Raw genomic sequence first — 19,291 nt, 5'->3', positions numbered from 1 at the left:
TGTGCGGCCCCGTCCGCGGGGTCGCCGTCAGCGGGGCCTTCCCCCACTCCCGACGTCGCCCGAGCGGGAGGGGCCCCCTTGTCTCAGGAACCGGCGCCCGGCCTGTCCACGAGTTCCACCTGGTCCACGGCGTTGCACCAGCGGCACCGCACCGACTCGATCGTCTCATCGAGCACCTCACGCTCCTCGACCTTGGGCTCTCCGGCCAGATCGAGGTGCACGTACTCGACGACCTTCGACGAGCGGGTGACGTCGAAGCGGGTGAGGTTGCCGCACAGGGTGCAGCGCCACCGCGTCGAGTCGGTCGGCAGGGGAACCGTCATCGTGGCTGTTCGCCTTTCTCCAGTGTCCTTGACGCACCGGGCGGCCGGTGCGTGTGGCTCGTAACCCTACGGCCTGCCGGGCCCGCGCCGCCCGCCCGTCCACGGCGGCGAGGCGATCCGCACGGTTGCGTCCGGTTACGTCATGCTCTGTACCCATGATCCGCAACTGGACCGCTGCGGCCGCCGGGGCGCTGAGGACCACGCCCGCCCCGGTCACCCGCACCCTGATCGTGCTGTGCTGCCTGGTCTTCCTGATCGGGCCGGCCTCGGGGCTGCACCCGGCGCACGGCTCCGGTGAGGAGTTGCTCGCCGCCCAGCGGGACTACTTCCGCCGCTGGGGAGTGATCCCCGCAGACCTGTTCGACGGGTCCCCCGCGGCCGTCCTCACCCCCGTCACGGCGCTCTTCGTGCACGGCAGCTGGGTGCATCTGCTGGGCAACATGCTGTTCCTCCACGTGTTCGGGCCGATGACCGAGGCACGGATGGGCCGGGTGCGGTTCGCCGTCTGCTACGCCGGCTGCGGCTACCTCGCCCTGCTGGGGTACGCGGCCGTCAACGCCGGCTCCGAGCGGTCCCTGGTCGGGGCCTCGGGGGCGATCTCGGCGCTGCTCGGGGCGTTCCTCTTCCAGTTCCCCCGCGGGCGGGTCACCAGTCTCCTGCCGTTCGCCTTCTTCCTGCCGGTACGGCTGCCCGCGTGGGCGGTGCTGCCGTTCTGGGCGGCCCTGCAGTGGGCGGCGGCCGGGCGCACGCCGGAGGGCGGGCCCGGGGTGGCCTATCTGGCGCACCTGATGGGCTTCGCGCTGGGGTTCGGCTGCGCGTGGGTGTGGCGCGGCGGGGCGACTACAGTGAAGTCCGCCCCTGCTCCGGCCCCCGAGGGAGAGAACCAGCCGTGATCACCGCGATCGTCCTCATCAAGACCAGCGTGGACCGGATCCCCGAGATCGCGGAACAGATCGCCGCGCTGGACAGCGTCAGCGAGGTCTTCTCCGTCACCGGCACGTACGACCTGATCGCCATGGTGCGGGTGCGGGAGCACGAGGATCTGGCCGAGGTCATCCCCGGCAGGATCAGCAAGATCCCGGGTGTGGAGGGCACGGACACGCATGTGGCGTTCCGGACGTACTCCCAGCACGACCTGGAGGCGGCGTTCGCCATCGGGCTGGACAACTGACCTTCCGGGGCCCCGCCCCGGACCCCGCCCCTCGAACGCCGGAAGGGCCGGTCCCATCCCGTCCGGCGTTCGCGGAGGGGGCCCGCCAGGGCCGGAGAAGGGTCAGGCGCGTCCCGAGGTGTCGGGCACGCACCGGCCGTCCACCGTCCGGTACTTCCACCGCGCCCCGTCCCGCACGAGCTCCCGCACCGCCCGCACGAACCGTGCGACGTGCTCCTCCGGCGTCCCGGCCCCGAAGCTGACCCGGATCGCGTTGAGCGCCCCCGCCTCCGGCGCCCCGCACTCCCCCGCGCCGCCCGTGTCGCCGCCCAGCAGCCTCCGCACCAGCGGGTGCGCGCAGAACAGACCGTCCCGTACGCCGATGCCGTACTCCGCGGACAGCGCCGCCGCGAAGTGGGAGCTGTTCCAGCCGTCGACCACGAAGGACAGCACCCCCACGCGCGGCGCGTCGTCGCCGAACAGGGACAGGAACCGTACCTCCGGCACGTCCGCCAGCCCCTCCCGCACCGCGCGCACCAGGGCGTCCTCCCGCGCGGCCAGCGCGTCGAACCCGGCTTCGGTGAGCGCCTTGCAGGCGGAGGCGATGGCGTAGGCGCCGATGACGTTGGGCGAGCCGGCTTCGTGGCGGGCGGCGGTCTCGTGCCACCGCACGTCCACTCCCCCGTCCGCGCGCCGGGCGACCGTGCGGCTGGCGCCGCCGCCGGCGAGGTAGGGCTCGGCCTCGCGCAGCCAGTCGGCGCGGCCGGCCAGCACTCCGGAACCGAAGGGGGCGTACAGCTTGTGCCCGGAGAAGGCGACCCAGTCGACGTCGAGGTCGCGCACGCCGACCGCGCGGTGCGGGGCGAGCTGGGCGGCGTCCAGCACGATCCGGGCGCCGTGCGCGTGCGCGGCGGCGGCGAGTTCGCGGACCGGCCACAGTTCGCCGGTGACGTTGGAGGCGCCGGTGACGCAGACCAGCGCCGGCCCGTAGGGGTCGCGGTCGGCGAGGGCGCGCTCCAGGGTCGCGACGGCCTGCGCGGGGCTGTCGGGGGCGTCGAGGACGGTCACCCGGCCCGCCCGCTGCCAGGGCAGCAGCGCGGCGTGGTGCTCGGTCTCGAAGACGAACACCTCGCAGCCGTCGGGCAGGGCGGCGGCGAGCAGGTTGAGGGAGTCGGTGGTGGAGCGCGTGAACACCAGGTGATCGTCGGCGCGGCAGTCCAGGAACTCGGCGACGGTACGGCGGGCGTTCTCGAACAGGTCGGTGGAGAGCTGGGAGAGATAGCCCGCGCCGCGGTGGACGCTGCCGTAGTACGGGGCGTAGGCGGCCACGTCGTCCCAGACCCGCTGCAGGGCGGGGGCGCTGGCGGCGTAGTCGAGGGCGGCGTAGGTGACCTCGCCGCCGGTGACGAGGGGGACGGCGACGTCCCGGCCGAGGACGGGCAGCGGGGCGCGGACGGACGGCTCGGCGGCGACGGTGGCGGCGGCGGCAGGCATGACGGGACTCCCGGAGGGCAGGGCGGATCCTCGCGCGGGCGGACGGCACGACGGCGGCGCTCCGGCGCGGAGGTGAAGAGTGGAAGGGGATGCGGAGGCGGGGCTCGACGCCCTAGCGCATTCGCTTGCTCACAGAAGACTCCTCGACGACCAGGACCCCTGGTGTGCGAGGGGTCCGCGCTTGCCGTGAGCCCTGCTGCTCACGGCCTGGTCCTCACCCGGGGCACCCCGCCACGGACGGAGGGTTGCCGGACAGCCGGCCGGGGCCTGATGGCTGTCACTCATGACCTGAGAGGGAACGTAACCGAGGCGACGGCCGCCCCGCAACCCGTATCCGGATGGCGGGACGGCCGTACGGCGCCTACGCGTTGGTGACGGCGACCCAGCGTTCGAGGACGCGCCTGGCGGCGCCGGAGTCGATGGACTCGGCGGCCTGCTCCATCCCGGCGCGGAGCTGCTCGGTGAGCGTGCCGGCGCCGGGCTCCAGGGCCACCAGCGCCGCCGCGGAGTTCAGCAGCACCGCGTCCCGTACGGGGCCCCGCTCGCCGTCCAGCAGCCGGCGGGCGACCTCGGCGTTGTAGGAGGCGTCGGCGCCGCGCAGCGCCTCCACCGGGACCAGCTCGATGCCGACGTCGCGCGGGTCGAAGGTCTCCTCGGTGACCTTGCCGTCGCGGACCACCCACACCTTGGAGGTGCCGGTGGTGGTCAGCTCGTCGAGGCCGTCGTCGCCCCGGAACACCAGGGTGGAGTTGCCGCGCCCGGCGAACACCCCGGCCATGATGGGCGCCATCCGTGCGTCGGCGACGCCGACGGCCTGCGCCCGGACCTTCGCCGGATTGGCGAGCGGGCCGAGGAAGTTGAACACGGTGCGGACGCCGAGCTGGCCGCGGGCGGCGGCCACATGGCGCAGCGCCGGGTGGAACCTCACCGCGAAGCAGAAGGTGATGCCGGCCTCCTCGGCGACCTCGGCGACCCGGCGCGGGGTCAGGTCGAGGTTGACGCCCAGCTTCTCCAGCACGTCGGAGGCGCCGGAGGCGGAGGACGCGGCGCGGTTGCCGTGCTTGACGACCTTCGCACCGGTGCCGGCGACCACGATCGAGGACATGGTGGAGATGTTCACCGTCCTGGCGCCGTCGCCGCCGGTGCCGACGATGTCGACGGTGGCGCCGGGCACCTCAATGACGTTGGCGTGGTCGTAGAGCGCCCGCACGCAGCCGGTGATCTCGTCGACGGTCTCGCCCTTGGCCCGCAGGGACACCGCGAACCCGGCGATCTGCGCGTCGGTCGCCTCGCCGCGCATGATCAGGTCCATCGCCCAGGCGGCCTCGTCGGCGGTCAGGTCCCGGCCGTCCAGGAGGGTGTTCAGCAGGGCGGGCCAGGAGCGGCCCGCCGCGGTGTCGCCTCCAGCGGGGGTCACAGCGCTCATGGTCGCTCCTGACGGTCGTAGCGGGTCCTCGGGGACCGGACGGGTCCCGCACCCACCCTATCCAGCCGCGAGCACGGCGAAGGGCCCCCGTCCGCAGAACGGACGGGGGCCCTTCGCTGTCGTGTGGCGACGTGTGGAGAAGCTCCGGGGATCAGTGGTGGCCGTGGCCGCTCGTGATCTCCTTGTACTCCTCGACGGTCGGCTTCGGAATCTGCGACTCCTCGCCGTAGAAGCCCTTGCTGAGCTTCGCGCGCAGCTTCTCGCTGGCCTTCACCTTGCGCCGGACGCCGTTCTCGTCGACCTCCGGACCGAGCTCGAGCGGCTTGGGCTGCTCGTGCGCGGTGAGGGTGTACAGCTGCTCCTGGCTGAGCGGCTCGTGGACCTCGATGAACTCACCGTGCGGCAGGCGCTTGATGATGCCCGACTCGCGGCCGTGCAGCACCTTCTCCTTGTCCCGGCGCTGCAGGCCGAGGCAGATCCGCTTGGTGACGACGAACGCCACGACCGGGGCGACGAAGAACGCGATCCGGACGAACCAGGTGATGGCGTTGATCGACAGGTGGAAGTGCGTGGCCCAGATGTCGTTGCCGCCGCCGATGAGGAGCACGAAGTACAGCGTCATCCAGGCGACACCGAACGCGGTGCGCGTCGGGGCGTTGCGCGGGCGGTCCAGGATGTGGTGCTCGCGCTTGTCGCCGGTGACCCAGGACTCGATGAACGGGTACACCGCGATGGCCACCAGGACCAGCGGGAAGATCATCAGCGGGATGAACACGCCCAGGACGAGCGTGTGACCCCAGAAGTTGATCTCCCAGCCCGGCATGACACGGACCAGGCCCTCGGAGAAGCCCATGTACCAGTCCGGCTGGGCGCCGGTGGAGACCATGTCGGGCCGGTAGGGGCCGATGGCCCAGATCGGGTTGACCGTGGCGATCGCGGCGACGGCCGCGATCACACCGAAGACCAGGAAGAAGAAGCCTCCGGCCTTGGCCATGTACACCGGCAGCAGCGGCATGCCGACCACGTTCTTGTTGGTCTTGCCGGGGCCCGGGAACTGCGTGTGCTTGTGGTAGAAGACCAGGATCAGGTGCGCCACCACGAGGCCGAGCATGATGCCCGGCAGCAGCAGGACGTGGATCGAGAAGAACCGGGCCACGAAGTCGTCGCCGGGGAACTCGCCGCCGAAGAGGAAGAACGACAGGTACGTGCCGACGATCGGCACGGACAGGATCGCGCCCTCCATGAAGCGGATACCGGTGCCGGAGAGCAGGTCGTCCGGGAGCGAGTAGCCGGTGAAACCGGTGAACATGCCGAGGACGAGCAGCAGGAAGCCGAACAGCCAGTTGATCTCACGCGGCTTGCGGAACGCGCCGGTGAAGAACACGCGCATCATGTGCACGAACATGCCGGCCACGAAGATCAGCGCGGCCCAGTGGTGGATCTGCCGGATGAGCAGACCGCCACGGACGTCGAAGCTGATGTCCAGCGTCGACTTGTACGCCTCACTCATCAGCTGGCCCTGCAGCGGGACGTAGCTGCCGTGGTACTCCACCTCGTTCATCGACGGGTGGAAGAACAGGGTCAGGTACACACCCGTGAGGATGATGATGATGAAGCTGTACAGGCAGATCTCACCCAGCATGAACGACCAGTGGTCGGGGAAGATCTTGCGCATGTTGGCCTTGGCCAGGGAGTAGATCCCCAGCCGGCCGTCGGCCCAGTCGGCGACCCGCTCGCCGGCCGGTGCCTTCCCGCGGGCGCGGGAATCGGTGCTGGTCGTAGTACTCATCCGCGCTCCCAGAAAGCAGGGCCGACGGGCTCTTCGAAGTCGCCGAGCGCTTCGAGGTAACCCTCGTCGTTCACGCCGATGCGCAGCTGAGGCAGCGGGTGACCGGCGGGACCGAAGATCACCTTGGCACCGTCGGCGAGGTCGAAGGTGGACTGGTGGCAGGGGCACAGGGCGTGGTGCGTCTGCTGCTCGTACAGGGAGATCGGGCAACCGACGTGGGTGCAGATCTTCGAGTAGGCCAGGATGCCCTCGTGCGACCACTCGAGCGCGCGCTTGTCCTTGATGTCGTCCGGCTGGATGCGGACCAGCATCAGGGCGGCCTTGGCGATCTCGTTCTGGAAACCGTGGTCGTGCTCCTCCAGGCCCTCGGGCTTGGCGAAGGTCAGCGAACCCACGATCAGGTCCGACGGACGCAGCGGCTCGTTGGTGTTCATGTTGACGAGCAGCTTGCCCTTGGACCACAGGGTGTGGCGCAGCTTCGTCCCGGGCAGCGGCCCGAGGTCGCGCAGCAGGACCACACCGGAGAGCGGGACCAGGGCGAGCGCGCCGAACATGGTGTTGCGGATCAGCTTCCGGCGGCCGATCACCGACTCCTTGGCGCCCTGGCGGAAGTCGTCCATGACCTTCGCGCGGACCTCGGGGGCGGCCTCGATCGGGTGACGCTCGTCGGCCAGCTCGTGGTCCGACATCAGCGTGCGGGCCCAGTGGACCGCGCCGGCGCCGATGCAGAACAGGGCGAGGCCGAGCGTCATGCCCAGCGCGAAGTTCAGCGCGCTGATGTGGCCGAGCGGCCAGATGTAGACCGCCTTGTCGACCGGGATGGTCACGTACGAGGCGATGAAGCCGACGGTGGCCAGCATCGACACCGTGAACAGCAGGGCGACCGTGCGCTCGGACCGCTTGGCGGCCCGCTCGTCGATGTCCTGCACCCGCGGCTCGTGGGGCGGGAGGCCCGGGTCGGCGAACGGGTTCTGCTCGTCCGCGAGCTTCACCGCTCCGTGGCTGGTGTCCTGCGCTGCGGGCAGGTTCTCTTCGGGAATGTCTTGGCTACTCATGACTTCTTGGCCTTTGCGGTCCGAGCGGCGACCCACACGGCGACCGCGATCAGCGCGCCCAGTCCGAAGATCCACGCGAACAGGCCTTCGGCGACGGGGCCGATACCGCCCAGCGCCAGGCCGCCGTAGCTCTCGGTCTCCTCGCCGTTGACCGCGTTCAGGTACGCGATGACGTCCTTCTTGTTCTGCTCCGACAGGGTGCTGTCGGGGAAGGAGGGCATGTTCTGCGGGCCGGTGAGCATGGCCTCGTAGATGTGCTTCGGCGTGACGCCCTCCAGGTCCGGGGCGTACTTGCCGTGCGTGAGCGCGCCGCCCTTGCCGGTGAAGTTGTGGCACTGCGCGCAGTTGTTGCGGAACAGCTCGCCGCCCTTGGCCGCGTCGGCGCCCTCGGGGCCGTACTGCTCCTCGGTCGGGACGGCCGGGCCGGCGCCCAGGGAGGCGATGTACGCCGCCAGCTGGTCGATCTCGGCCTGGGAGTAGATGTTCTTCTTGCGCGGGATCTGCGCAGCCTGCGAGGTGGCGGCCGGCATACGGCCGGTGCTCACCTGGAAGTCGACCGCCGCAGCGCCCACGCCCACCAGGCTCGGGCCGTCGGACGTGCCCTGACCGCCGGTGCCGTGGCAGCTCGCGCAGCCGACGGTGTAAAGCTTCTTGCCCTCCTCGATGGTGAGGGACTGGGCGGTTTCGTCGGCCTGCGCCTTGTCCGCGGGTGCGAACACGGCGTACAGCCCCCCGGTGCATGCCAGCGCGAGGAGTAGGACGACGAGCGCCGCCAGCGGATGGCGTCGTCGTGCGGAGAGCTTTTTCACGGATTACCCCGGTGTCAGGATCTTCTGCGTCGATGCTTCTGTTGGGTGCGCTGTGGTCAGCGCGCGCGGATGAGGCCCGCCTACTTGATCATGTAGATCGTGGCGAAGAGGCCGATCCAGACGACATCGACGAAGTGCCAGTAGTAGGACACGACGATGGCCGCGGTGGCCTGCTCGTGGGTGAACCTCCGGGCCGCGTAGGTCCGGCCCAGGACCAGCAGGAAGGCGATCAGGCCGCCCGTCACGTGCAGGCCGTGGAAGCCGGTGGTCAGGTAGAACGCCGAGCCGTACGGGTCGGAGGAGAGGGACAGGCCCTCGTGCTTGACCAGCTCGGTGTACTCGAAGACCTGGCCGCCGATGAACACCGCGCCCATGATGAAGGTGACGATGAACCACATCCGGAGCTTCTTCACGTCACCGCGCTCGGCGGCGAAGACGCCGAGCTGGCAGGTGAGCGAGGAGAGCACCAGGATCGTGGTGTTCGTCGCCGAGAACGGGAAGTTCAGCAGGTCGGCCTTCTCCGACCAGAAGTCGGGTCCGGTCACCGATCGCAGGGTGAAGTACATCGCGAAGAGGGCCGCGAAGAACATCAGCTCGGAACTCAGCCAGATGATGGTTCCGACGCTGGTGAGGTTCGGTCGGTTGACCGACGGGTGCGCGTGCCCGGTGTCTACTGTCGTTGCTGTCGCCACGCCGACATTATGTCGGTCGCTTATCCCGCCCTCACTCCCGGGGGTGCCGTTCGGTGTGTTCGCCCCTCCTGGACTGCCCGTATGGCCCAGGGGAGCCCCTTTCGAAGCCGTGTCCGAACCAGTGTTGACGGGCGGTCCGAGGGGGTAGCATCCGCGCCATCGGTACCCGAAGTTCCCGACAGAGCCGTGCCCTCTCTCTTACGCGTGGAGGAACAATGCAGGCGACCGCCACGGTGCTGGTCTACAGCGACGACGCCAACACCCGGGAGCAGGTGCGGCTCGCCACCGGGCGGCGGCCGGCGCCGGACGTGCCCCTCGTGGAGTTCGTGGAGTGCGCGACGCCGGCAGCCGTGCTCACGGAGCTGGACCGGGGCGGCATCGACGTGTGCGTCCTGGACGGCGAGGCCGTGCCGATGGGCGGCATGGGGCTGTGCCGGCAGATCAAGGACGAGATCTTCAACGCCCCTCCGGTGCTGCTGCTGATGGGCCGCCCGCAGGACGCCTGGCTGGCGACCTGGAGCCGCGCGGAGGCCGCGGTGACGCTTCCGGTGGAGCCGGTGGAGTTCGCGAACGCCCTGGCCTCCCTGCTGCGCCGGAAGGCGCTGGCGGGCGCCTGAGGCTTCGGCGCCGGCCCTGGCGGCCGGACGGGGCCGCCGGCCGCCCGTGGGCGTGCGCGGCGGCCCTGAGCTGTTTCACACGGCCGCGGGCCGCAGCCGTGCCACCTGCTGGGCGGTGTCGGGGGTCTTCCCGCTGCCCGTGAGGGCGCTGCCCTCGCGCCACTTGTCCCAGGTCAGGTTCCAGTCGCCGAAGCCGTTGCCGAACGGCTCCATGGTGTCGCCCTCCGAGTTCACGACCTCCACGAGGTCGCCCTGGCGGAAGGTGTCGAAGAACCACTCGGCGTCGGCGGTGCTCATCCCGACGCAGCCGTGGCTGACGTTGGCGTAGCCCTGCGAGCCGACCGACCACGGGGCGGCGTGCACGTACTCGCCGCTCCAGGTGACCCGGGTGGCGAAGTGCACGTCCAGGTCGTACGACTCGGACGAGCCCTCGGCGATGCCGACGGTGGTGCTGCGCATGCGTACGAAGCGTTCCTTGGCGAGCACCACCTTGACGCCGTTGCGGGTCTCGAAGCCCGGCTTGCCCGTCGTGACGGGGATCTGCTTGATCTCCTCGCCGTTCTTGTGGACCGTCAGCCGGTGCGCGGCGGCGTCCGTGACGGCTATCACACGGTCACCGGTGCGGATGGTGAGCGGCTTGGCCGCGTCGCCGCGCAGCCGGTCGCCGACCTTGATGCCCTCCAGGTTGCTGCGCACCTCGACGGTGGCGTTGGCCGGCCAGTACTCCTTGGGCCGGAAGTGCAGCTTCTTGTCGTCGACCCAGTACCAGGCGCCGGTGACGGAGGGCGTGGAGTCGACCTTCAGGCCGCGTTCCACGACGGCACGCTGCGCCGGCTCCTCGACGGGCTCGCTGAGCTCCGCGACGAGCGGCTGTCCGACGCCGTACGTGCCCGCCTCGGGGCCGAAGGTGATGCCCAGGCGCTTGGCGGCGCCGGGCTTGCCGGTGCTGAAGGTGAGGACCTTGCGGCCGGGCCTGCCGTCCTCGTCCTCGGTGCTCACGCGGACCGTGTACTGCGCGGAGGCGGCCAGCGGGGTGGTGCTGTGCCAGCGGCTGCCGTCGGCGGCCAGTTCACCCGCCAGGTGCCGTCCGGAGGCGTCCACGGCGACGACGTCGGTGATGCGCCCGTCGGAGTCCTCGGCGGTGATCTCGAGGGGCTTGTCGGGGTCGGCGGGCTTGCCCTCGTCGAGGGAGCCGCCGAAGGAGATCTGGTCCGTCGCGTCGTACGGCTCGGCGGACAGCGGGCTGCCGTCTGAGGAGCAGCCGGTGACGCCCGCGCCGAGGGCCGCCACCAGCAGCGCGCAGCCGGCGAGGCGGGCCCGCGTGCCGCGCAGGCCGGTGCGGGGGGACTCTGTGTCTCTCATGGCCTCACGCTAGGGAGCCCGGCCCCTCCCGGCTCACCGGGCGGCCCGAACGGGTGAGGCGGATGCGGCAAAGGCGGGAGCCCGGACCCTCCTGACGGAGTGTCCGGGCTCCCCGGTGCCTCGCGGCGTGTTACTGGGTGCGGTTCTCACCGCGGTAGTACTCGAAGACCCAGCCCCACAGGCCGATCAGCAGCAGCGGCGCGGAGAAGTACATCAGCCACCAGCCGATCGCCACGCCCATGAAGGCGAAGGCGCCGCCCGCGGCCAGGGCCAGGGGCTGCCAGCTGTGCGGGCTGAAGAACCCGACCTCGCCGGCGTCGTCGGCGACGTCCGCCTCCTTGTTGTCCTGGGCGCCCACGTCGACCCGCCGGGCGGTGAAGCCCAGGTAGAAGCCGATCATGATGCTCAGGCCGAAGGACAGGACGAGGGCAGTGGTGCCGACCGGCTCCTTCGACCACAGGCCGTAGACCACGGCCATGGCCAGGAAGAAGAGGCTCAGCCACATGAACATCTTGCCCTGGATCTTCACTTGCCGGCCTCCTTGCCGCCGGAGAGGGCCTTCTCGCCGTGACCGGCGTTCTCGAGCTCGTCGAGCGCGGCGATCTCCGGGTGGTGCAGGTCGAACGCCGGGGATTCACTGCGGATCCGCGGCAGGGTGAGGAAGTTGTGCCGGGGCGGCGGGCAGGAGGTCGCCCACTCGAGGGAGCGGCCGTAGCCCCACGGGTCGTCGACCTCGACCGGCTTGCCGTACTTGGCGGTCTTCCACACGTTGTAGAAGAACGGCAGCAGCGACATGCCGAGGAGGAACGAGGCGATCGTCGAGACCGTGTTCAGGGCGGTGAAGCCGTCCGCGGCCAGGTAGTCCGCGTACCGGCGCGGCATGCCTTCGACGCCCAGCCAGTGCTGGACCAGGAAGGTGCCGTGGAAGCCGATGAACAGCGTCCAGAAGGTGATCTTGCCGAGCCGCTCGTCCAGCATCTTGCCGGTGAACTTCGGCCACCAGAAGTGGAAGCCGGCGAACATCGCGAACACCACGGTGCCGAACACCACGTAGTGGAAGTGCGCCACCACGAAGTACGAGTCGGAGACGTGGAAGTCCAGCGGCGGCGAGGCCAGGATGACGCCGGTCAGACCGCCGAAGGTGAACGTGATGAGGAAGCCCAGCGTCCACAGCATCGGCGTCTCGAAGGACAGGCTGCCCTTCCACATGGTGCCGATCCAGTTGAAGAACTTCACACCGGTCGGGACCGCGATCAGGAAGGTCATGAAGGAGAAGAACGGCAGCAGCACACCGCCCGTGACGTACATGTGGTGCGCCCACACCGTCACCGACAGACCCGCGATCGCGATGGTCGCGCCGATGAGACCCATGTAGCCGAACATCGGCTTGCGGGAGAACACCGGGATGATCTCGGAGACGATGCCGAAGAACGGCAGCGCGATGATGTACACCTCGGGGTGACCGAAGAACCAGAAGAGGTGCTGCCACAGCAGCGCTCCGCCGTTCGTCGAGTCGAAGATGTGCGCCCCGAACTTGCGGTCCGCCTCCAGGGCGAACAGCGCGGCGGCCAGCACCGGGAAGGCGAGCAGCACCAGCACACCGGTGAGCAGCACGTTCCAGGTGAAGATCGGCATGCGGAACATCGTCATGCCGGGGGCGCGCATGCAGATGATGGTGGTGATGAAGTTGACCGCGCCGAGGATGGTGCCGAAGCCGGACAGGGCGAGGCCCATGATCCACATGTCGGAGCCGATGCCCGGCGAGCGGACCGCGTCCGACAGCGGCGAGTAGGCGAACCAGCCGAAGCTGGCGGCGCCGTCCGGCGTCAGGAAGCCGCCGACCGCGATGAGCGAGCCGAACGAGTAGAGCCAGTAGGCGAACATGTTCAGCCGCGGGAACGCCACGTCGGGCGCGCCGATCTGCAGCGGCATGATCCAGTTCGCGAAGCCGGCGAACAGCGGCGTCGCGAACATCAGCAGCATGATCGTGCCGTGCATCGTGAACGCCTGGTTGAACTGCTCGTTCGACACGATCTGCAGGCCCGGGCGGGCCAGCTCGGCGCGCATCACCAGGGCCATCACGCCGCCGATGACGAAGAAGACGAACGATGTCGCCAGGTACATCGTGCCGATCGTCTTGTGGTCCGTGGTCGTCAGCCACTTGACCACGACGCTGCCACGGTTCTGGCGCCTGACCGGCAGTTCGTCCTCGTAGTGGGACCCTGCTGCCGCGGCACCCTTGGGTTCGTTGAGGATGCTCACAGGATGTTCGACTCCCGGTTCTTCTCGGGGCCGGACTGCTCGATGCCCGCGGGCACGTAGCCGTTCTGCCCCTTCTTCGCGAGGTCCTTCAGGTGCTGCTCGTACCGCTCGGGGGAGACGACCTTCACGTTGAACAGCATCCGGGAGTGGTCGACGCCGCAGAGTTCGGCGCACTTGCCGAGGAAGGTGCCCTCACGGTTGGGGGTCACCTCGAAGGCGTTGGTGTGGCCCGGGATGACGTCCTGCTTCATCAGGAACGGCACCACCCAGAAGGAGTGGATGACGTCACGCGAGGTCAGCACGAAGCGGACCCGCTTGCCCTCGGGCAGCCACAGGGTGGGGCCCGGGTTGTTGGTCTGCGGGTTCCGGGTTCCGGGGATGCCGCAGTCGTGGACACCGCCGGCGTCGGCCGGGAAGGCCTCCTTGTAGCGGTCCGGAATCGCGTCGAGTTCCTTGGACGTCTTGGCGTCGCCCGTGGAACCCTCGACGTTCTCGACGTAGTTGAAGCACCAGCTCCACTGGAAGCCGACCACGTTCACCGTGACGTCGGGCTTCTTCTCGAGCTTCAGCAGCTCGGACTCGTCCCGTGCGGTGAAGTAGAAGAACACCGAGACGATGATGAGGGGGACCACCGTGTACAACGCCTCGATGGGCATGTTGTACCGGGTCTGCGGAGGTACCTCGACCTTGGTGCGGCTGCGCCGGTGGAAGAAAGCACTCCACAGGATCAGGCCCCACACCAGCACGCCGACGGCGAGCGCGGCCGCCCAGGACCCCTGCCACAGGGAGAGGATCCGGGGAGCCTCTTCCGTCGTGGGGGTGGGCATGCCAAGGCGGGGGAAGTCCTCCCATGTGCAACCGGTGGCGGTCGCCAGGACCAGGCCCGCGGTCAGTGCCTGCAGCAGCTTCCGCCGCATCGGGCGCCGCGGCTTGGGGGTACCGCCCACGCCTTCCAGGCCGTGGGGGAGGTCGGAGCCGTTGGGACTCACGTAGCGCCTTCCCGAGAGTCTCGCCCGCGCTGTTCGGCTGCGGCCTGGCCTTCTCGCTGGTCGGTCGCCGCCCTGCGTCGGGCAGGGGTTTGGATGTTTATGCGGACCAAACCCTAGCCGACGCTCTCCGAGGGGTCGCGGGGAGGGGTGCCGTACGCGCCGCGGGTTACGTCGGGCGCCTCGTCATCCGGGGGTACGGGCGTCGTGGCGGCTGCGGCGTCGCCGTGGCCGATCGCGCGGTTCCCCGCGCCCCTGAGGGGGTTAGCGTTGCCGTGTGCCCTACTTCGATGCTGCTTCCGGTGCTCCTCTTCATCCCGTCGCCCGTCAGGCTCTGCTGGCGTCGCTGGACGAAGGGTGGGCCGATCCGGCGCGGTTGTACAAGGAGGGGCGGCGGGCGCGGCTGTTGCTCGACGCCGCCCGGGAGGCGGCCGCCGAGGCCGTGGGGTGCCGGCCCGACGAGCTCGTGTTCACCCCGTCCGGGACCGCCGCGGTGCACTCCGGGATCGCGGGGGTGCTGGTCGGCAGACGGCGCACCGGTCGTCACCTGATCGTGTCAGCGGTCGAACACTCTTCTGTACTCCATGCGGCGGAAGTTCACCGGGACGGCGGCGGCACGGTCACCGAGGTCCCGGTGGACCGCACGGGCGCCGTACGCCCGTCCGAGTTCGCCGGGGCGCTGCGGCCGGACACCGCGCTGGCCTGTCTGCAGTCCGCCAACCACGAGGTGGGCACCCTGCAGCCGGTGGCCGAGGCGGCCGAGGCGTGCCGGGCCGCCGGGGTGCCGCTGCTGGTGGACGCGGCGCAGTCGCTGGGCTGGGGCCCCGTGGAGGGCGGCTGGTCGCTGCTCGCGGCGAGCGCCCACAAGTGGGGCGGGCCCTCGGGGGTCGGTCTGCTGGCCGTGCGCAAGGGGGTGCGGTTCGCGCCCCAGGGTCCGCGGGACGAGCGGGAGTCGGGGCGGGCGCCCGGGTTCGAGAACCTCCCCGCGGTCGTGGCCGCGGCGGCGTCACTGCGGGCGGTGCGGGCGGAGGCCGCCCAGGAGGCGGCCCGGCTGCGGGAACTGACGGACCGGATCCGGGCGCGGGTGCCGCGGCTGGTGCCGGACGTGGAGGTGGTCGGGGACCCGGAGCGGCGGCTGCCGGGCGTGGTCACCTTCTCGTGTCTCTATGTCGACGGGGAGACCGTGCTGCACGAGCTGGACCGGGCCGGCTTCTCCGTGTCGTCCGGCTCGTCCTGCACCAGCAGCACGCTGACGCCCAGCCATGTGCTGAGGGCGATGGGGGTGCTCAGCGAGGGCAACGTCCGGGTCTCGCTGCCGCCGGGCACCGAGGAGGAGGACGTGGAGCGCTTCCTCGACGTGCTGCCGGGGGTGGTCGCCGGGGTGCGGGAGAAGCTGGGCGCGCCGGTGTCCCGGTCGGAGACCGTCAGGCAGGAGCCGGACGAGGCGCTGGTGGTCGACGCGCTGGGACGGCGCTGCCCGATCCCGGTGATCGAGCTGGCCAAGGTGATCGGCGACGTGCCGGTGGGCGGCCTGGTGCGGGTCCTCGCCGACGACGAGGCGGCCCGGCTCGACATCCCCGCGTGGTGCGAGATGCGCGGCCAGGAGTACGTCGGCGAGCAGCCGGCGGACCGGGGCGCGTCCTATGTGGTCCGCCGGCTGTCGTGAGGTGACCTGGGTCAGCGAAGGTGCTCGCGCACCTCGGTGGCGGCGTCGTCGCCGTAGGCCTTGGTGAAGCGCTCCATGAAGTGGCCGCGGCGCAGCTGGTACTCCTGGGTGCCGACGGTCTCGATGACGAGGGTCGCCAGCATGCAGCCGACCTGCGCGGCGCGCTCCAGCGAGACGCCCCACGCCAGGCCGGACAGGAAGCCGGCGCGGAAGGCGTCGCCGACTCCGGTGGGGTCGGCCTTGCGCTCCTCGTCGGGGCAGGCGACCTCGACGACCGGCTCGCCGGCCCGCTCGATGCGCACGCCGCGGGCGCCGAGGGTGGTGACGCGGTGGCCGACCTTGGCGAGGATCTCCTCGTCGGTCCAGCCGGTCTTCGTCTCGATGAGGCCCTTCTCGTACTCGTTGGAGAAGAGGTACGTGGCCCCTTCCAGCAGTATCCGGATCTCCTCCCCGTCCATGCGGGCGATCTGCTGGGAGAAGTCGGCGGCGAACGGGATGCCCCGCGAGCGGCACTCCTCGGTGTGCCGGAGCATCGCCTCCGGGTCGTCGGCGCCGATGGACACCAGGTCGAGGCCGCCCACGCGGTCGGCGACGGTCTTCAGCTCGATCAGGCGGGCCTCGCTCATCGCGCCCGTGTAGAAGGAGCCGATCTGGTTGTGGTCGGAGTCCGTGGTGCACACGAAGCGGGCGGTGTGCAGCGTGTCCGAGATACGGACGGAGTCGGTGTCGACGCCGTGCCGCTCCAGCCAGGCACGGTACTCGTCGAAGTCGAACCCGGCCGCGCCGACCAGGATCGGGCGGGTGCCGAGCTGGCCCATGCCGAAGGCGATGTTCGCGGCCACCCCGCCGCGACGCACGTCGAGGTTGTCGACCAGGAAGGACAGCGAGACCGTGTGCAGCTGGTCCGCGACGAGCTGGTCGGCGAACCGGCCGGGGAAGGTCATGAGGTGGTCGGTGGCGATGGAGCCGGTGACTGCGATGCGCACGGCGTGGATTCTCCTGGGGGAGGGGGTTTGACACTTCACGCTACCGGGTGGGAACGGCCCGTAGAAGCAGCCGAAACTACCCGATAGTAGCTCTTTCTTCACGGCTGTCGGCGTGCATACGGTGCGGACATGACGAACATCAAGGTCCACACCTCCGCTCCGGTCGACCTCGAGGGCGACCTGACCTCGCTGCGCGGCGACTGTGCGCGCATGGTCCCGCACTGGGCGGCGCCCGAGCGGACGGCAGCCCGGCCGGTGTCGCCCTCCCTGATCCACGGGGTGGACGTGCCGCCCGCCTCGGCGCGGATGCTCGACGCCATGTCCGACTACGGCGACTGAGCGAACGCGGGGAACCGCGCGCTCCCCCACTGCGTCCCATCGCTGTCCCCCGTGAAGGGGATGCGGGACACGAACCCTCAGCAGCCCCGGCGCGACCGGGCAGGGTCCGCATGGGACAGCTGTGCAGGCGAAGGAGCGATGCGGTGAACACCGAGCGACCCGACCACGACGACGAGCCGCGCCCCGTCTCGGGCGACGCGCCCGACACGGAGGGCGCACGGCCGCGCACCGCCTCCTCGGAGGCGGCCGCATCCGGTTCCGGTGCCACGGGGACGCGTGGCGCGGGGGACGTCGAGGCATCCGCCCCGGCCGAGGACGCGGGGGCTCCGCGGTCCGAGGACGGCGGGGACGCCGCGTCGTCCGAGGCCGGGCGCGTCACACGGACGGGTGGATCCGGTGCGGCCGATCGGACCGAGGAGACGGAGCCGGACGCCGGCGCCTCCCAGGCGGAGGCAGGCGGGTCCGCCGGGCACCGGCCCGTCGCAGCGCCCGACGGGAGCACCGCGCCCGCGGCCCGCTCGGGAACGGCCGGGACCGGGGAGCCCGGCCGGACCGAACCGCGGGCGGCACCGGCCGACGCGTCCGCGACTTCGCGCCTGAGCGAGCCGGAGGCGGCAGGCCCGCAGGCCGCCGGCGGCGACACGCCTCGCGCCGAGGGGGGCGGGCCCGCGCGGGCCGACGCGTCCGCGGCCGGGACGGACGGGCCCGCGAGCACCGGAGTCCCCGCGGCCGAAGCCGCCGGCCCGGCAGCCGCAGGCGACGCGCCCGCCGAGCCCTCCGCCCCGCCGGACGGCGACGCCGCCGACGCGCACACGTACGCCGGACCCGAGCCCGTGGTCGGCGGGAGCCGGGACGCGGACCGTGGGTACGAGCGGCCGGCCCGCCGCCGCACACCGGCGTTGGCCGCCTCCGTCGCCGCCGCCGTGCTGCTGGTCGGCGGCGGCGGGGCGTATCTCGCGGCCGGGGCGGCCGGGGACGCCGGGGGCGGTTCGACGCCGGGGGCGAACGGTGACGCCACTCCCCCGCCGCTCGCCCTGGACGGCTACTCCGAGAGCGGCCCGAACGGCATCGCGCCGGGCGAGCCCAACCCGTACGGCGCGGCCTACCGCGCCGAGGGCGCCCTCCCCGACGGCCCGGACGCGGCGCCCGTCTTCCACGCGCGCGGCCAGGTCACCGAGGACCGGGTGGTCGCCCTTGCCGAGGCGCTGGGGATCGAGGGCAGGCCGTTCGCCGAGGGCGGCTCCTGGCGCATCGGCGGCCAGGACGGCTCCGGCCCGACCCTGCGTGTCGACAAGCAGGCCCCCGGCACCTGGACGTTCAGCCGGAACATCCCCGGCAGCGACAACTGCAAGGGAGCCACCTGCAAGGCCCCGACCGGCGCCGGGACGGCCGCGGTGAGCGAGGCCGCGGCGAAGAAGGCCGCCGCGCCGGTGCTGAAGGCGGTGGGCCAGGACGACGCCAAGCTGGACGCGAGCCAGGTGCTGGACGGCAGCCGCGTGGTGAACGCCGAACCGGAGGTCGGCGGGCTGCCGACGTACGGCTGGACGACCGGGGTGGTCGTCGGGGCGAGCGGCGAGGTCGTCGGCGGCAGCGGGCGGCTCGCGGAGCCGGTGAAGGGGGACGAGTACCCGGTGGTGAGCGCCCGCGAGGCGCTGGACGCGATGAACGGGGCGCCCGGCGCCGGCGACCGGGTGGAGATCGGCGGCTGCGCCGCCCCCGTGCCGCTGGACGAGGGGCAGCAGCAGGAGGAGCCGTGCGCCCCGGCGGCGAAGGAGCCGGCCGGTGACACGGTGTCGGTGGACGAGGCGGTGTTCGGGCTGGCCGCGCACTCGGTGGACGGGCGTCCGGCGCTGGTGCCGTCCTGGCTGTTCGAGGTGCGCCCGGCGGGCTCCGACAACCCGTTCACGGTGACGCATCCGGCGGTGGAGCCGGAGTTCCTCGCCGCGCCGACGGGGTCCGGGGAGCGTCCGGGCGAGGAGCCGTCGGGCTCCGGTGACGAGCCGACGTCCGCGCCGGCCACCCGTGAAGTCGAGGTGGAGGGCTACACGGCCCAGGGCGACGAGCTGACCGTGACGTTCACCGGCGGCGTCTGCGCCGACTACCGGGCGACGGCGAGCGAGAGCGACGGCAAGGTCACCGTGCGGGTGACCGAGACACCCTGGCCGGACAAGGTGTGCATCCTGATCGCCAAGCAGTACGAGCAGACGCTGCGGCTGGACGCTCCGCTCGGCGACCGCCAGGTGGTGACGGCGGACGGCGACCCGGTGCCGCTGCACAAGGGCGGAGCCCGCCTGCCCGCACCGCCCAGCGCGCGCTGAGCGTCGTACGCACCGCA

General features: G+C 71.3%; 18 protein-coding genes and 1 riboswitch. Of the genes, 6 read left to right on the top strand and 12 right to left on the bottom strand.

Annotation, left to right across the window (positions count from 1 at the left end):
* Nucleotides 1–83 precede the first annotated feature (83 nt).
* Nucleotides 84–323: a hypothetical protein gene (locus ELQ39_RS23570; RefSeq protein ID WP_019522002.1), complete on the bottom strand. Its 240-nt coding sequence runs from the start codon at nt 321–323 to the stop codon at nt 84–86.
* A 155-nt stretch (nt 324–478) separates the two neighbouring features.
* Here ELQ39_RS23570 and ELQ39_RS23565 point away from each other — a divergent pair, with 155 nt between their 5' ends.
* On the top strand, nt 479–1,216 hold the full coding sequence (locus tag ELQ39_RS23565; protein WP_242593814.1) for a rhomboid family intramembrane serine protease: 738 nt from the start codon (nt 479–481) through the stop codon (nt 1,214–1,216).
* Nucleotides 1,213–1,494, top strand: coding sequence for an Lrp/AsnC family transcriptional regulator (locus ELQ39_RS23560; RefSeq protein WP_019522004.1), 282 nt, complete (start codon nt 1,213–1,215; stop codon nt 1,492–1,494). Before ELQ39_RS23565 ends, ELQ39_RS23560 begins: the two co-directional genes overlap by 4 nt.
* Nucleotides 1,495–1,596: 102 nt before the next feature.
* On the opposite strand, the gene ELQ39_RS23555 is transcribed toward ELQ39_RS23560, so the two are convergent.
* From ELQ39_RS23555 to ctaE, 6 genes are all read right to left on the bottom strand, one after another.
* A complete protein-coding gene (locus tag ELQ39_RS23555; protein WP_242593812.1) occupies nt 1,597–2,967 on the bottom strand; it encodes an aminotransferase class V-fold PLP-dependent enzyme in 1,371 nt (456 codons plus the stop codon).
* Nucleotides 2,968–3,139: 172 nt separating this feature from the next.
* Nucleotides 3,140–3,256, bottom strand: a riboswitch (SAM riboswitch).
* Nucleotides 3,257–3,328: 72 nt separating this feature from the next.
* Complete coding sequence (gene trpD, locus ELQ39_RS23550) at nt 3,329–4,393, bottom strand: anthranilate phosphoribosyltransferase (RefSeq protein ID WP_242593810.1); 1,065 nt, start codon at nt 4,391–4,393, stop codon at nt 3,329–3,331.
* Between the two features lie 151 nt (nt 4,394–4,544).
* Nucleotides 4,545–6,182 (bottom strand): cytochrome bc1 complex cytochrome b subunit, encoded by a 1,638-nt coding sequence (qcrB, locus tag ELQ39_RS23545; RefSeq protein WP_190000240.1) that lies wholly within the window; start codon nt 6,180–6,182, stop codon nt 4,545–4,547.
* Nucleotides 6,179–7,237 (bottom strand): cytochrome bc1 complex Rieske iron-sulfur subunit, encoded by a 1,059-nt coding sequence (gene qcrA, locus ELQ39_RS23540; RefSeq protein ID WP_190000242.1) that lies wholly within the window; start codon nt 7,235–7,237, stop codon nt 6,179–6,181. The genes qcrB and qcrA overlap by 4 nt, the downstream gene beginning before the upstream one ends.
* Entirely contained in the window at nt 7,234–8,046 is an 813-nt protein-coding gene (gene qcrC / locus ELQ39_RS23535) for a cytochrome bc1 complex diheme cytochrome c subunit (RefSeq protein ID WP_190000244.1), read from the bottom strand. The genes qcrA and qcrC overlap by 4 nt, the downstream gene beginning before the upstream one ends.
* Nucleotides 8,047–8,126: 80 nt before the next feature.
* Entirely contained in the window at nt 8,127–8,738 is a 612-nt protein-coding gene (gene ctaE, locus ELQ39_RS23530; protein ID WP_031019600.1) for an aa3-type cytochrome oxidase subunit III, read from the bottom strand.
* A gap of 215 nt (nt 8,739–8,953) precedes the next feature.
* Between ctaE and ELQ39_RS23525 the strand changes: the two genes are divergently transcribed.
* A complete protein-coding gene (locus ELQ39_RS23525) occupies nt 8,954–9,355 on the top strand; it encodes a response regulator transcription factor (protein ID WP_190000246.1) in 402 nt (133 codons plus the stop codon).
* A gap of 75 nt (nt 9,356–9,430) precedes the next feature.
* Here ELQ39_RS23525 and ELQ39_RS23520 read toward each other — a convergent pair whose 3' ends face one another.
* From ELQ39_RS23520 to ctaC, 4 genes are all read right to left on the bottom strand, one after another.
* On the bottom strand, nt 9,431–10,717 hold the full coding sequence (locus ELQ39_RS23520; protein WP_242593809.1) for a L,D-transpeptidase: 1,287 nt from the start codon (nt 10,715–10,717) through the stop codon (nt 9,431–9,433).
* A gap of 130 nt (nt 10,718–10,847) precedes the next feature.
* Entirely contained in the window at nt 10,848–11,246 is a 399-nt protein-coding gene (locus ELQ39_RS23515; protein WP_189896723.1) for a cytochrome c oxidase subunit 4, read from the bottom strand.
* On the bottom strand, nt 11,243–12,979 hold the full coding sequence (gene ctaD / locus ELQ39_RS23510) for an aa3-type cytochrome oxidase subunit I (RefSeq protein WP_190000250.1): 1,737 nt from the start codon (nt 12,977–12,979) through the stop codon (nt 11,243–11,245). The genes ELQ39_RS23515 and ctaD overlap by 4 nt, the downstream gene beginning before the upstream one ends.
* Nucleotides 12,976–13,968: an aa3-type cytochrome oxidase subunit II gene (gene ctaC, locus ELQ39_RS23505; RefSeq protein WP_386063219.1), complete on the bottom strand. Its 993-nt coding sequence runs from the start codon at nt 13,966–13,968 to the stop codon at nt 12,976–12,978. The genes ctaD and ctaC overlap by 4 nt, the downstream gene beginning before the upstream one ends.
* Before the next feature lie 274 nt (nt 13,969–14,242).
* Here ctaC and ELQ39_RS23500 point away from each other — a divergent pair, with 274 nt between their 5' ends.
* Nucleotides 14,243–15,631, top strand: a complete 1,389-nt coding sequence (locus ELQ39_RS23500) for a cysteine desulfurase/sulfurtransferase TusA family protein (RefSeq protein ID WP_242593808.1) — start codon at nt 14,243–14,245, stop codon at nt 15,629–15,631.
* An 11-nt stretch (nt 15,632–15,642) separates the two neighbouring features.
* On the opposite strand, the gene ELQ39_RS23495 is transcribed toward ELQ39_RS23500, so the two are convergent.
* Nucleotides 15,643–16,617 (bottom strand): carbohydrate kinase family protein, encoded by a 975-nt coding sequence (locus tag ELQ39_RS23495; RefSeq protein WP_190000255.1) that lies wholly within the window; start codon nt 16,615–16,617, stop codon nt 15,643–15,645.
* Nucleotides 16,618–16,746: 129 nt separating this feature from the next.
* Here ELQ39_RS23495 and ELQ39_RS23490 point away from each other — a divergent pair, with 129 nt between their 5' ends.
* Together ELQ39_RS23490 and ELQ39_RS23485 are read left to right on the top strand one after the other, a co-directional pair.
* Nucleotides 16,747–16,956 carry a hypothetical protein gene (locus ELQ39_RS23490; protein ID WP_225628949.1) on the top strand — a complete coding sequence of 70 codons (210 nt, stop codon included), beginning with the start codon at nt 16,747–16,749 and terminating at the stop codon, nt 16,954–16,956.
* A gap of 143 nt (nt 16,957–17,099) precedes the next feature.
* Nucleotides 17,100–19,274, top strand: coding sequence for a hypothetical protein (locus tag ELQ39_RS23485; RefSeq protein ID WP_337663023.1), 2,175 nt, complete (start codon nt 17,100–17,102; stop codon nt 19,272–19,274).
* Nucleotides 19,275–19,291 lie beyond the last annotated feature (17 nt).

The organism is Streptomyces sp. GB4-14 (assembly GCF_022696125.1).
Classification (GTDB): domain Bacteria; phylum Actinomycetota; class Actinomycetes; order Streptomycetales; family Streptomycetaceae; genus Streptomyces; species Streptomyces werraensis.
This window is presented reverse-complemented; position numbering and strand designations above follow the sequence as displayed.